12 protein-coding genes are annotated in these 12139 nt (G+C 59.2%); 7 read left to right on the top strand and 5 right to left on the bottom strand.

Features of this window, described 5'->3' with window-relative positions; genetic code table 11:
* Positions 1–14: 14 nt before the first annotated feature.
* On the top strand, positions 15–740 hold the full coding sequence (gene lipB, locus HDF10_RS13500) for a lipoyl(octanoyl) transferase LipB (protein ID WP_183814246.1): 726 nt from the start codon (positions 15–17) through the stop codon (positions 738–740).
* A 176-nt stretch (positions 741–916) separates the two neighbouring features.
* Entirely contained in the window at positions 917–2524 is a 1608-nt protein-coding gene (locus HDF10_RS13505) for a 2-oxo acid dehydrogenase subunit E2 (RefSeq protein ID WP_183814248.1), read from the top strand.
* 75 nt (positions 2525–2599) lie between these two features.
* Here HDF10_RS13505 and purK read toward each other — a convergent pair whose 3' ends face one another.
* Together purK and purE are read right to left on the bottom strand one after the other, a co-directional pair.
* Positions 2600–3778: a 5-(carboxyamino)imidazole ribonucleotide synthase gene (purK, locus tag HDF10_RS13510; protein ID WP_183814250.1), complete on the bottom strand. Its 1179-nt coding sequence runs from the start codon at positions 3776–3778 to the stop codon at positions 2600–2602.
* A complete protein-coding gene (gene purE, locus HDF10_RS13515; RefSeq protein ID WP_183814622.1) occupies positions 3775–4293 on the bottom strand; it encodes a 5-(carboxyamino)imidazole ribonucleotide mutase in 519 nt (172 codons plus the stop codon). The genes purK and purE overlap by 4 nt, the downstream gene beginning before the upstream one ends.
* A 275-nt stretch (positions 4294–4568) precedes the next feature.
* Here purE and HDF10_RS13520 point away from each other — a divergent pair, with 275 nt between their 5' ends.
* The 3 genes from HDF10_RS13520 (at position 4569) to HDF10_RS13530 (ending at position 6040) form a co-directional block, all read left to right on the top strand.
* Positions 4569–4988 carry a hypothetical protein gene (locus HDF10_RS13520; RefSeq protein WP_183814252.1) on the top strand — a complete coding sequence of 140 codons (420 nt, stop codon included), beginning with the start codon at positions 4569–4571 and terminating at the stop codon, positions 4986–4988.
* Positions 4989–5116: 128 nt separating this feature from the next.
* A complete protein-coding gene (locus HDF10_RS13525) occupies positions 5117–5410 on the top strand; it encodes a hypothetical protein (protein WP_183814254.1) in 294 nt (97 codons plus the stop codon).
* Positions 5411–5464: 54 nt separating this feature from the next.
* On the top strand, positions 5465–6040 hold the full coding sequence (locus HDF10_RS13530) for a methyltransferase family protein (protein ID WP_183814256.1): 576 nt from the start codon (positions 5465–5467) through the stop codon (positions 6038–6040).
* A 101-nt stretch (positions 6041–6141) separates the two neighbouring features.
* Here HDF10_RS13530 and HDF10_RS13535 read toward each other — a convergent pair whose 3' ends face one another.
* Positions 6142–6432, bottom strand: a complete 291-nt coding sequence (locus HDF10_RS13535; protein WP_183814258.1) for a hypothetical protein — start codon at positions 6430–6432, stop codon at positions 6142–6144.
* 525 nt (positions 6433–6957) lie between these two features.
* Positions 6958–8703 (bottom strand): glycoside hydrolase family protein, encoded by a 1746-nt coding sequence (locus HDF10_RS13540; RefSeq protein WP_183814260.1) that lies wholly within the window; start codon positions 8701–8703, stop codon positions 6958–6960.
* Positions 8704–8898: 195 nt separating this feature from the next.
* Between HDF10_RS13540 and HDF10_RS13545 the strand changes: the two genes are divergently transcribed.
* Complete coding sequence (locus HDF10_RS13545; RefSeq protein WP_183814262.1) at positions 8899–9939, top strand: YncE family protein; 1041 nt, start codon at positions 8899–8901, stop codon at positions 9937–9939.
* Between the two features lie 133 nt (positions 9940–10072).
* Complete coding sequence (locus HDF10_RS13550) at positions 10073–11344, top strand: alpha/beta hydrolase family protein (RefSeq protein ID WP_183814264.1); 1272 nt, start codon at positions 10073–10075, stop codon at positions 11342–11344.
* Between the two features lie 8 nt (positions 11345–11352).
* On the opposite strand, the gene HDF10_RS13555 is transcribed toward HDF10_RS13550, so the two are convergent.
* The gene (locus tag HDF10_RS13555; protein ID WP_183814266.1) at positions 11353–11901 is read right to left on the bottom strand and encodes a DUF4199 domain-containing protein; all 549 of its coding nucleotides are present in this window, start codon (positions 11899–11901) and stop codon (positions 11353–11355) included.
* Positions 11902–12139: the final 238 nt, after the last annotated feature.

Below are 12139 nucleotides of genomic sequence, written 5' to 3' on the forward strand. Positions count from 1 at the left end.
ACCACAAACAGCTCATGCATATCAATCTCCTCAATCTCGGTCGCGTCCCATACCGCGAAGCGCTCGCCATCCAGCAACAGGTCATCGTCGCCAGAAAGCAGAATCTGATAGGCGATACGCTTCTGATGCTGGAGCACCCACCCGTATTGACGCTTGGCAGGAACGCGCATCGCTCCAACGTTCTCGCTAGCGACGAACAACTGGCACGCCGAGGAGTAGAACTGCATGAGATCAACCGCGGCGGCGATGTAACGTATCACGGTCCAGGCCAGCTGGTCGGGTATCCCATCATCGATCTGCGCGGCGACCTGCCCGGCAAAAAAGGACCGCATCTGGGCCCAGTCGACTACGTTCGTCTGCTTGAAGAAGCCTTAATCCGCACCTGCGGCGACTTCGGCGTGATGACCCAGCGCATCTGCAAGCTCACAGGGGTTTGGACTATGGCAGGAGGAAGCATCCGCGAGAAAAAAATCGCGGCGATTGGCGTTCACGTCTCTCAAGGCGTCACCTCGCATGGCTTCGCACTCAACGTAACCACGGACCTAAGAGACTTTGACTGGATCATCCCTTGCGGCATCACAGATCGACAGGTAACGAGCCTCGAACTGGAGGCCGACCCCGGCCGCCAGCCGACGATGGAGTCTGCTCTCAACTCCACCGCCAGAAACTTCGGCCGAGTCTTCGAGCGGCAGATGCTCTGGTGCGAATCGGTCGATCAACTCCTTGCCACGCATGTATGAAACGCGAAATTCCGTAAGACGGCCGCTGTTCGCTAACCGCACCGTGCAGCCAGGTTTCACCCAGCAGCCGTATAATCCCATTTGCGCACGCCCGATTGCGGACCGGGCTGATACCAGGCGGTCTTAGCCGCCCGCACCTGAAAGCCGCACCTGAAGTTAGGGGAGAAGAGAGATACATGCCGACTGACGTAGTTATGCCCCAGATGGGCGAATCCATCACCGAAGGCACCATCACAAAATGGCTCAAAAAACCGGGCGATGCCATTCAGCGGGACGAACCTCTTTTTGAGATCTCGACCGACAAGGTCGATGCGGAGATTCCTTCGCCCGCCGCCGGCACTCTGAAGGAGATCAAAATCTCCGAAGGAACTACGGTCCAGATCAACACCGTCGTCTGCAGCATCGACGAAACAGGCTCGTCAACCGCACCTGCTGCCGCACCCGCCAAGGCTGAAACCGCGGCCGCCCCTGCAGCGAACACCGTCGCACCGGCCGCAGCTCAGGGAAATCCCCCTGCCGCAGCAGGTCCGGGAACCGAAGTCCTGATGCCTCAGATGGGCGAGTCCATCACCGAGGGGACAATTACCAAGTGGCTTAAGAAGGTGGGCGATACCGTCCAGCGCGACGAGCCTATCTTCGAGATTTCGACCGACAAAGTTGACGCCGAGATCCCATCGCCCGTAGCCGGTATCCTCTCCGAGATCAAGGTTCAGGAGGGTGCCACCGTTACGATCAACACGGTCGTCGCGGTTATCGGCGGCGCTGCCGGAAAATCGTCCGCTCCGGCTGTGTCTACTCCTGCTCCAGCCGCGGCTGCTTCGGCGCCTGCGGCCTCTGCAGTATCTTCCGCTGCGGCAGGCGAACGGGTTCGCTCTTCACCGCTGGTACGCAAGATCGCAAAAGACAACAACGTTGATCTTTCGCAGGTTCCAGGCACAGGAGCCTCGGGCCGCATCACCAAGACCGACATCGTCAGCCATCTGGAGCAGGGTCCGAAGCCTGTCTCCGCCGCGTCCGTTGCCCCAGCGGCCTCCGCGCCAGCCCCATCCGCTGCCAAACCAGCTGCTCCTCAGCCGCAACCCGGCGAACTCGTTCCCATGACCAAGATGCGCTCCATCATCGCGCAACGCATGGTCGAGTCCAAACGTACCAGCCCACACGTCCACACTGTCTTCAAGGTGGACATGACGCGCATCGTCAAGCTCCGCGAGAAGGAGAAGTCAAAGTACGAACAGCGCAACGGCGTCAAACTGACGTACATGCCCTTCATCACCCGCGCTGCTATCGTCGCGTTGCGCAAGCACCCCATCGTCAACGGTTCAGTGGAAGGCGACGCAATCCGCTACAACAAGAACATCAACATCGGGATCGCCGTCGCGCTCGACTGGGGCCTCATCGTTCCCGTTCTGAAGCAGACCGAGGAGAAGAACTTCCTCGGCATCGCGCGCGGCATCGTCGACGTCGCCGATCGCGCCCGGAACAAGAAACTTTTACCCGATGAGATCTCCGGTGGCACCTTCACACTCACCAACTCCGGCATCTTCGGCGAGCAGTTCGGCACACCGATCATCAACCAGCCACAGAGCGCGATTCTCGGTATCGGCGGCCTTAACAAAGAAGCCGAAGTCATCACCGACAAGGACGGCAACGACTCCATCGCGATCCGCTCCATTCAGCGCTTCACGCTTGGCTTCGACCATCGCATCGTAGATGGCGCCGACGCAGGCAAATTCATGTCTGACTTCAAGGCATACCTCGAGAACTGGTCCGAGGACATCGGCTAATCAGCTTCAACTTTAAACACAAAAAAGCGCGGCAGACTTGAACTAAGTCTGCCGCGCTTTCTTTTCTTACTGCCGCTACAGCAGAGCCTTCGCCCGCAACACCAGCTCAACCGCCTCATCTGCCGTTGCACCAACCGCCGACAGATGCCCCATCTTCCGCCCTTTACGCGGCTTATGTTTCTCATACAAATGCAGCCTAACCCCGGGCACAGCCAGTGCCGCATCGAATCTGGGCTCGACAGCCTGCCCATCCTTCAGCCAGAGATCTCCGAGCAGATTCGCAATGGCAGCAGGTTGCACAACACCAACATCACCCAGCGGCAGAGCACACACCGCCCGCACCAACTGCTCAAACTGCCCCGTCACACAAGCTCTCACACTCGCGTGATAGCTGTTGTGCGGCCGCGGCGCTAGCTCATTCACCAGCAGCTTCCCATCGGTCGTGCAAAACATCTCAACCGCGAGAACTCCCTCAAGCTGAAACGTATCGGCAATCGCCTCCGCGATCTCTCGAGCCTTCTCCTCCATCTCCGAAGAGAGTGGAGCGGGAATCACGCTCCAGGCCAGAATCTGTTCCTCATGGTGATTCAGCGCCGCAGGATAAACCTTCACCTCGCCATTGGGAGCACGCGCCACCAAGACCGAGATCTCCCGCTCCAGATTCACTGCCTTCTCCACAACGCCCGCGCGCTCGCCCAAAGCCTCCCAGGCACTCCTTACCTCATCTTCGACAGAGGCGCCGGCAGCAAATCCAACCTTACCCTGACCCCGCCCGTCGTATCCGCCAGTCGCACTCTTGCAGAAACATCTACCGCCAAGTGCAGTCACCGCATCCCGTAACTCATCCAGCGACCGAACCGCGCGATACTCCCCAACCGGAAATCCATTTCGCCGCAGCCAGTCCTTTTGCTCGATCCTGTCCTGAATCACCGCGAGCATAGCACCGCCCGGCCGCACCGGCGCATAGCTGGCCGCGGCTTCCATACTCGCCGGCGAGATCTGCTCAATCTCCAGCGTCACCACGTCGCATCCGCGCGCAAGATTCGCTGCCTCCCGCGAATCATCCCATCCCGCCTCGATGCATCCATCCACCACAAACCGCGCAGGGCAAGCCGGATCCGGATCAAGCACAAGGATGCGATACCCCATCCCACGAGCCGCCATTGCCGTCATCCGCCCCAGCTGCCCACCACCAAAGATTCCGATCGTCGCACCCGGCAAAATCGGCTTCGCATTCGAAGAACCAGAGCTCACGCGCCAACCTCATCTTCTCCGACCACCTGCGCTAAAACCTCATCCCGCCGCGCCATGCGCCAGGCCATTAGCCTCTTCTGCAACGCCGCATCCGTAGTAGCCAATATCGCGACAGCTAACAACCCAGCGTTCGTAGCCCCAGCTGCTCCAATCGCCAGCGTTCCCACAGGAATACCCTTCGGCATCTGCACAATGCTCAATAGCGAATCCATCCCTTGCAGCGCTGTCGCTGGAATCGGCACGCCAAGCACCGGCACCACAGTCTTCGCCGCAATCATCCCAGGCAGATGCGCCGCCCCGCCAGCGCCGGCAATGATCACACGAAGCCCGCGCGCAACGGCAGAACCTGCATAGTCAAACAAAAGATCCGGCGTCCGATGAGCCGACACCACCCGCACCTCATGCGCAACGCCAAACTCCTTCAGCACCTCGACGGCGCCTCGCATCACCGCATAATCGCTGCGGCTCCCCATCACAACTCCAACCAAAACAGTGCCCAGCGGCTCGGCGTCCATGGCCCGATTATACGGTTTCCAGTGCACGCCGCGCCCTGGCAGCGCTACGAACGATTCGCCCATAGACTCGCGTTCAAGCCCACATCTCCAACTTCCTTAACCGAAAACGCGCCCTCTCCCTCGAAGGCCTCGACCGCGTCCTCGCATCGCAAAAGCTCTCCGTCGAGCACATCCTTCCCCTCGAACTCAACGCCCTCAGCGCCGCCTCCGCTCCTGCACCAACCGAAAACAGCGATCCCATCGAGACCGTCCCCGTCGTCTCCCCCTCCGCCGCCATGGACGACGCGCGCATCCCCCCCGCCTCCATCATCGAAACCATCCAGGTCTCCGCCTCCCGCCTCCAGGACAACCGCGCCCGTCCCTCCAGCAAATACGCCCACTGGCAGCGCTTCCTCGCCATCCGCGCCGACGCTCAGCAATCCGCTGCCATGGACCCGCTCCTCTCCCCCGGAGCCATCGCCGTCCTCGACCGCCACTACAACTCGCTCGCCCCCTACCGCGCCCACCAGCCCACCCTCTACGCCGTCCGCTGCGGAGCCGCTCTCCTACTGCGTTTCGTAGACTTCGACGAGGGCCGTCTTATCCTCCGCCCCTACTCCCGCGACTTCCCCGTCCAGCTCCTGTCTCTGGCCACGCACGAAACCCCGGCCGACTACCTCGTAGGCCGCGTCTGCCTCATCTTCTCCGAACTCTGAACGCCACAGAGCAAGGCGCCGCAGGCGCGTCAGCCTCGATGGCAGATCGCGCCGTGCGCGCAGCACGCGGTTGTTTGTTCTTGCATCATGACCTGTAATAAGAATCGCAATGCTACCCTGTCCAAGCGATGAACCTCCGCATAGCAGCCATCCGCTCCGGCACCGACCCCGTCCGCAAGCTAACCTACGGCTCCTTCCATCGCTGGCTCGAAACGCCCTTAACCTGCCCCCGCTGCGACGCCACCTATCTCCTCGCCGTCGACTGGGACCAATCCTCCGACCGTTGGTTCCACGAGACCTCCCGCCCCCTCATCACCCTTCTCAAGAAGGCCATCCACATGGGCCACACCACCGATCACCGCGTCACTCACTTCGAAACCGAAGGCGTCATCGTCGAAAGCATCACCCCGCCGCTCCCGTAGCATCCAGCGAATCACCCTCAGCCCACGAATCAGTACCGACGCACGAGGTCAAGCATGGACGTATCGGCTCTCTTCCGCATCTTCGACCTCGCCTGGATCTTCTCAGAAATTGCCCTCCTCCTCATAACGCGGACGCGCAGCGGCAACCCCAGCGCCGACATACAAGACCGAGGCTCTCTCCGCATCTTGTGGATCGTCATCTTCGTCGCCATCACCCTCGGCAGCTACTACGGCGAGACCCACCCCCACACCATCGACCATGGCGCTCCCTGGGTTCGAGCCACCGCCCTCACTCTCCTCCTCCTGGGTCTCGCCATCCGTTGGACAGCCATCATCACCCTCGGCCGCTCCTTCAGCGCCAACGTAGCCATCCACGCCACGCAAACCATCCACAAGACAGGACTCTTCCGCTTCGTCCGCCACCCATCCTACTCTGGCTTGATTCTCATCTTCGCCGCCATCGGCCTTCACACCCGCAACTGGCTGGGTCTGACGATCATCTTCATCCCCACCACAGCCGCGCTGCTCTACCGGATCCACGTAGAAGAGTCAGCCCTCCGCCGCGCCTTCGGCCACGAGTACGAGATCTACAGCAAGTCCACTAAATGCCTCATCCCCGGCATCTATTAGAAACAACCCCCAGGCGGTTCAGCCGTCTCCATCTCTCAGGACACACACCAACCGCGAAATCCCCGCAGAGCGCCCCTTGCGGCTCCCCGGGGACAACCAGCCTACGCTACCGCCAACTCGTACTCTTCCGCGCTGATATCCACGCTCAAATCGGTCACCGAACCAACGCTGGTTACGCCCACTGCAGGCTTCTTCCAATCACCCAGCGACCGGCTCAACATCGATGCCGCGCAACCTTCACCGCAAAGAATGGTGATATCCCGGCTCCGCGCCAACTCCGCATCCCACGGCATAAACGTGACGCCGAACGACGTAACCTTGGCGAGAACCCAATGATTGCTGGTCTTCTTCTGGACCCCGCAAACGCATGTATAAATCGCAATTGCTGCCATATATCTCTCCTCTCCGTTCCGCTGTTCCCGCGAACTGTGTGCTACGTCTTGCATAGTTGCACTTGGCCTGCCAATGCTGCGAAAACGTCCGTCTTTCTTTGTTTTCAACGCGACTGCCGAATCCCGTCACCACTCCAGCGACGCCATCGAATGCTCTGGATTGGCAAGAATAGGAAAACATTTTCCACTCTCCCGTCCGAAGGGTAATTTCTTCAGAAAGAGAGCGGGGACACACTCATCTGATGCTGGAAGACCGATCAGCGGCCCACAAAAGCAATCACAAGCGAAGAATTAACGAAATCCTACCTTTAGGCCACAGGAGTACACCCTGCGCGGGCGGCGGTCACTTGTATACCCCTTCGGTTGGCGCTCCCGCTGGTCGCGAGCCATCTTCCTTTCCGACCAACGGGAGGACCCAAGCGCATCACCCCACCAAGACAAGGTACACAAGTCACGAAGTGACCGCGGCCCGCGGGGCGTTTCCGTCCGGCAGTACCGGCAATTGGAGACCATGCGGCTCCCCCGCTACCGTCGCAGAATCTGAATCAGCTCGATGCTGAAAGAACCGCTGGCCGCACCCTGTTCCGGGTCTACCCTCAGCTGCCTCAGGACACCGGACCACTTCGCCACCGAAGACAGATCCACATCATAGGTATGGAACCCCGCCGCCGCCGGATACAACCAGAAGTCGCTATGTTTTTCCTCGTTCCACCCAACATCCGCGTCAGTGATGAAATAGATCTGCCCAAAGCCTGCATTCGTTGCGTTCTTCATCCTGATGCGGACAAACGTTCCCGGCGTGATGGCAACTCCAAGGCGATCCGTAGAAAAAATGCATGGATCGATGTTATTGACGATTCCATTCAGCGAGCCGCCACTCACGCGCAACTGACTTATCCCAGCTCCGTTCTGCCAGCCCACCGCGTTCCCATCGGAGTTGAACTTCCAGGACTGAAGAACCGTCGGCTCCGCCTCCGGCTTGCCGATATTGCTGTTCTGTTCCAGTTCAATCCCCGTGCAATTTCCGTCGCCTCCGAAGAACAGTGTGTTCGGCGCGTTAGCGTACTTGTTGTTGTAGATCTTGCCGGTCGGACGATTCCCTTGCACCCAGTTGGCGACTTCGATCTGATTGTTTCCCAGCTTGCGTGCTGAATTATTGCTGAGAAACGTGCAGTTCCGAATGACGAAGTTACGCGTAGTGGGATTCAGATAACCCGGCGTAGCGAGGATCTCAATAGCCGGTCCAGCATTGTTCTTAAAAGTGCAACCATCCACCATCACATCTTCGTTATCGCACTCAAAGTCCAAACCCGTGTTATCCGGGCAGGCATTAAACGGCGTGTCGCTGATCGTAACGTTGTTCAGGGTCACGTCTTTCGAGAACATAATCTGCAACGCCGAGGTTCCCGTAGCGGCGTATCTTGCGCCTCGTTGAATCGTCGAATTCCGAACCGTGCACCGGGTCACGCTGGTAAGAAAGAGGCTGACGAACGAGGTCCCATCAACTGTGTTGTCATGCAAATTCAGATGTTCCATATACACATCGGTAAACTTGTTCCTCGACGCATTCGTCCTATCGACGCAGTGATGATTTCCCCAATCCAACGCGATCCCCGCGCCAGTGTTATAGACTTCAGTGTTGGTGATCTTAAGGTCAGAGAGCACACAGGTCTCGTTATTCGGTGTGTCTTCCACACCGGTAACTCCAATTCCATACGACCACGTCACTCGTCCGCGGTCCGCAGGATCCTCTATGTTCTTGAAGTCATGAGCCACAATGTCATCCAGATAGACCGACTGGTTGTGATACGAGTGATCATAAAAAATCACGATTCCCGCGCCACCGTCGCATACCTCCAGGTTCGAAACCTTCAAGTAGGAAGAGTTATTCAATCTGAGACATCGGTCCGTCGGCTTGCCATCGCGCTGAATCTTGGGTCTCGCTCCCTCGCTATACGCCGCCACTGTAATAAACTGCTGCGCGTTGCCGGCACCATTAATCCTCAGCTCCTCCCGCCACACGCAGCCACGCTTCAGTAGAAGAGAATCACCAGGAGAAAAGGTGTGCTGATTGATCGGCGTGAAGTCCTTCCAGGGGGCTGTCGCTGATGTTCCGCTGTTCTGGTTGTTCCCGGCGGTGTCCACATAGTAAGTTTTTCCGGCCGCGGGGGAGAAGCCCCCAGCACTTGCGCGAAGAACGCCGGGGGAGAGCGTGAGTCCAGCCGCCGCCCGACCGGTCTCGTGGAGAAATCGTCTTCGACTTTGTCTCATCCTCTGCCAACCCGCCTCTCAGACGCGCACGTCTCAGACCATCTCCGAGCCTTCCGGTAGACAGTCTAGACGAGACGAGTAACGGACGCATTCAGCGAAAATTAAGCATGCAATGCTACCTTCGTCATGCTGTAGATCCAATGCATTGGGTTATTCCTCAATGCATCGAATCCAGCATCAGAAATGGAGATATAGATGCGAACGATGCGAATGGTTGTAATGTCAATGGCGGTGCTGCTGCCCGCTGGCTTCCTGTCCGCCACGGCGCAGACAAAGTGGGACGTAACCAATACATGGCACATTGGCGGAGAAGGCGCCATGGACTACCTAACGGTCGATCCCGAGACCCACCGCTTGTTTGTCCCCCGCGGCACCCACACCCTGGTGATCGACTCAGGCTCAGGCAAGGTGCTGGGCGACATTCCGGGACAGAAAACTGCACACGGCGTGGCGATCGTCCCATCGCTGGGACGCGGCTTCATCACCGATGGCGGCGGAGACGGTGCCATCGTCATCTTCGATCTCAAGACCTATGCCGTGCTCGGAACCCTGGCCACAGTGCCCGATTCCGACGGCATTATCTACGACGCTGGACTCGACCGCATTCTGGCTGTCTCAGGAGACAAGGGCATCCTCATGTCGTTCAAGCCGGACATCGATCCGAAGAGCGGCAAGATCGATACCCCCATCGAGCTGGGCGGAGCGCCTGAGTTTCTCGCCTCCGACGGAACCGGAAAGGTCTACATCAATCTGGAGGACAAGGACGTAGTAGCCGAAGTTGACCTTCAGTCAAGAAAGGTCCTCGCGCGCTGGCCCGTCACCCCCGGCGGCAAACCCGTGGGAATGGCCTTGGATAAGAAGACGCATCGCCTCTTCATTGGCTGCCGCAAGCCCCAAAAGATGATCGTCATGAGCGCCGAAGACGGCAAGGTTCTCTCCGACCTCCCCATCGGAGCAGGCGTCGACGCCACTGCGTTCGAGGCAGGCCAGGCTTTCGCAAGCTGCCGCGACGGCTCCCTTGTAGTCATTGGAGAGAAGTCAGGACAGTTTGCCGTTCAGCAAATCGTCAAGACTCCCTACGGGGCGAAGACGCTGGGCATCGATCCGACCGCCCACAAGATCTATCTCCCAACGATGGAGTTCGAAGAGCCCAAGCCCGGTGCAACAGCAGCGCGCCCCAAGGCAAAGCCCGGCAGTTTCATGATCGTAGAGGTCGGCGAGAGTGCGGCGCAGTAGATAACAATAGAAATCCGAGCAACCTGCCAACCGCACCCTCTCCGGTTGGCAGGCAAACCCGAAGCAATGGCGGATGAGTCCCCGTGAAAGCGGCTCATAAAAAACTAATCGCGTGTCTTGGTAAACTGGATTAATGCTCTCAAGGCTATACGCAAAGTGGATGTACTCCTGGGAGACAGCCCTCACCACCCGCGATACCAACCGCATCGTCCGCCCCCTCGAGTGGGGCTTCGACTGGCTCGAGGACTTCAGCCCCTTAGCCCGCGCAGCCAACCCGCACCCCGGCGACACGCCCGTGGCAGAGGACTTTGCCCGCATGACCGCCGTCAACCGCGACATAGTCGCACGAGCCGACGAGTTCTTCGGCTACGAAACCCCCACCGACTTCCGCCTCGAGCGCCGTCACCCCCAGCTCTACCCCACCAACGTCCGCCCCGAAACCCTCGAAGAGGATGCCGAGCTCAAACGCCAGGCCGAGACCGGCGAGATCGAAGAGGCCGAGTTCCTCCGCTTCACCTCGCCCATCCGCACCCGCTACCCAGAGAACGACATCGTCAACGCCCGCTGGTATCCCGCCCATCCCGAGGCGCAACGCGAAGCTCGCTTTAAAGGGCTTCCAGTTAAACCCAGGCAGGCCATGATCATCATGCCCCAGTGGAACGCCGACGCCTTCTCTCACAACGCCCTCTGCACCCTCTTCAACAGCTTCGGAATCTCCTGCCTCCGCCTCTCCAAGCCCTACCACGACGTCCGCCGCCCCGCCGAACTTGAGCGCTCCGACTACGCCGTAAGCTCCAACGTAGGCCGCACCACCGAGGCCTGCCGCCAGGCCGTAGTCGACATTCGCAGCTGCATCGACTGGCTCGAATCACAAGGCTACGAGCACTTCGGCGTCCTCGGCACCTCGCTCGGCAGCTGCTACGCCTTCATCGCAGCCGCCTTCGACCAGCGCCTCCAGGTCTGCGCCTTCAACCACGCCTCCACCTGGTTCGGAGATGTCGTCTGGGCCGGCCAGAGCACCCGCCACATCCGCGCCGCCTTCGAGCAAGCCGGCCTCACCCAGGATCAAGTCCGCGAGATCTTCTCCATCGTCAGCCCCATGTCCTACATGGACCGGTTTGCTCAAAGCTCCAGCCCAGCAACCCCCAAGCGAGTCCTCGTCGTCCACGCCACCTACGACCTAACCTTCCCGCTGAAATACTCGCTCGACGTCCTTACCAACTTCGACGCCCTCAACATCGACTACGTCTCGAAGGTCCTCCCTTGCGGCCACTACACCACCGGCGAAACCCCCTACAAGTACATCGACGGCTGGTATCTCGGCTCCTTCATCTACAAATCCTTCAAGCACCTCGCGCAAACGAAGACCGCCGCAGCGCTCGAACCTCAAGCAACTCTCAAGTAACGGTAATCCTAAGCCGTCGCCGCAAGTGAAGCGGCTTGCGCTTGGGGCTTCCTGCGGAGGATGGCCGCGGAGATCAGCGTGATGAGCAGCCCGACGGGGAACGGTTCTATGAAGGTGTAGAGAGCGTTGACGAAGGGGTTCTCGTAGAGCTGCTGCTCATGGCGGATGGAGGCGACTTTGGCCTGGATCGCTTCGGCGGTGCCGGGTGCAGATTGAGCCTTCTCAATGAGCTTAGCGAAGTAACTGTCCATGATGCCGTGCATGAAGTTGAAGTAGAGTATCTCCCACGTGACAACATAGAAGATGCACGAGATGAGCGTGATGCCGATGCCGATGCCGAAGGCGCGCCCGAAGGTGATAGTGCCGCCGGCAAGGTTGTCGCGGTAGGAGCGGATGCCGAAGTAGACAAGGAGGAAGGAGAGCACGATGGTCGTGTAGCCGATGACCAGCGCTTTTTGGCCGTGGTTGAGGTCGCTGAGGAAGCGAAGGGTGCCGCACATCATGACGGAGGAGAGTACGCCGGAGATAAGGCCGAAGGTAACAATGGTCTTCTTCAATGTGAGGCTCCTGTGGAGGTGAACTTGAAGACACTTTGCCGGTCGGAGGCGGTGCTTGTCGTCATGCTTTCGGGTGATTTTGGGGATAAGCGGTCGAAATCATGCTTTGGGGTGAGCGTTTACAGCAGTTTCACTGCCACTGCGCCCAATCCTACGATATGCGAGTGCCGTTTTGACCCTAATCCGCCTATAGAGTCAGACATGAATAGGTAGGGCGATGGCCCGTAAATCAAATCTA

The sequence above is a fragment of the Tunturiibacter empetritectus genome (assembly GCF_014201375.1).
GTDB classification, from domain to species: domain Bacteria; phylum Acidobacteriota; class Terriglobia; order Terriglobales; family Acidobacteriaceae; genus Edaphobacter; species Edaphobacter lichenicola_D.

Coding starts and splice junctions, on each gene's coding strand:
- HDF10_RS13540 (WP_183814260.1), bottom strand. CDS start 8,703: ATGAGACAAAGTCGAAGACGATTTCTCCACGAGACCGGTCGGGCGGCG.
- purE (WP_183814622.1), bottom strand. CDS start 4,293: ATGGACGCCGAGCCGCTGGGCACTGTTTTGGTTGGAGTTGTGATGGGG.
- HDF10_RS13545 (WP_183814262.1), top strand. CDS start 8,899: ATGCGAACGATGCGAATGGTTGTAATGTCAATGGCGGTGCTGCTGCCC.
- HDF10_RS13530 (WP_183814256.1), top strand. CDS start 5,465: ATGGACGTATCGGCTCTCTTCCGCATCTTCGACCTCGCCTGGATCTTC.
- HDF10_RS13505 (WP_183814248.1), top strand. CDS start 917: ATGCCGACTGACGTAGTTATGCCCCAGATGGGCGAATCCATCACCGAA.
- HDF10_RS13550 (WP_183814264.1), top strand. CDS start 10,073: ATGCTCTCAAGGCTATACGCAAAGTGGATGTACTCCTGGGAGACAGCC.
- HDF10_RS13535 (WP_183814258.1), bottom strand. CDS start 6,432: ATGGCAGCAATTGCGATTTATACATGCGTTTGCGGGGTCCAGAAGAAG.
- lipB (WP_183814246.1), top strand. CDS start 15: ATGCATATCAATCTCCTCAATCTCGGTCGCGTCCCATACCGCGAAGCG.
- HDF10_RS13520 (WP_183814252.1), top strand. CDS start 4,569: ATGGACGACGCGCGCATCCCCCCCGCCTCCATCATCGAAACCATCCAG.
- HDF10_RS13525 (WP_183814254.1), top strand. CDS start 5,117: ATGAACCTCCGCATAGCAGCCATCCGCTCCGGCACCGACCCCGTCCGC.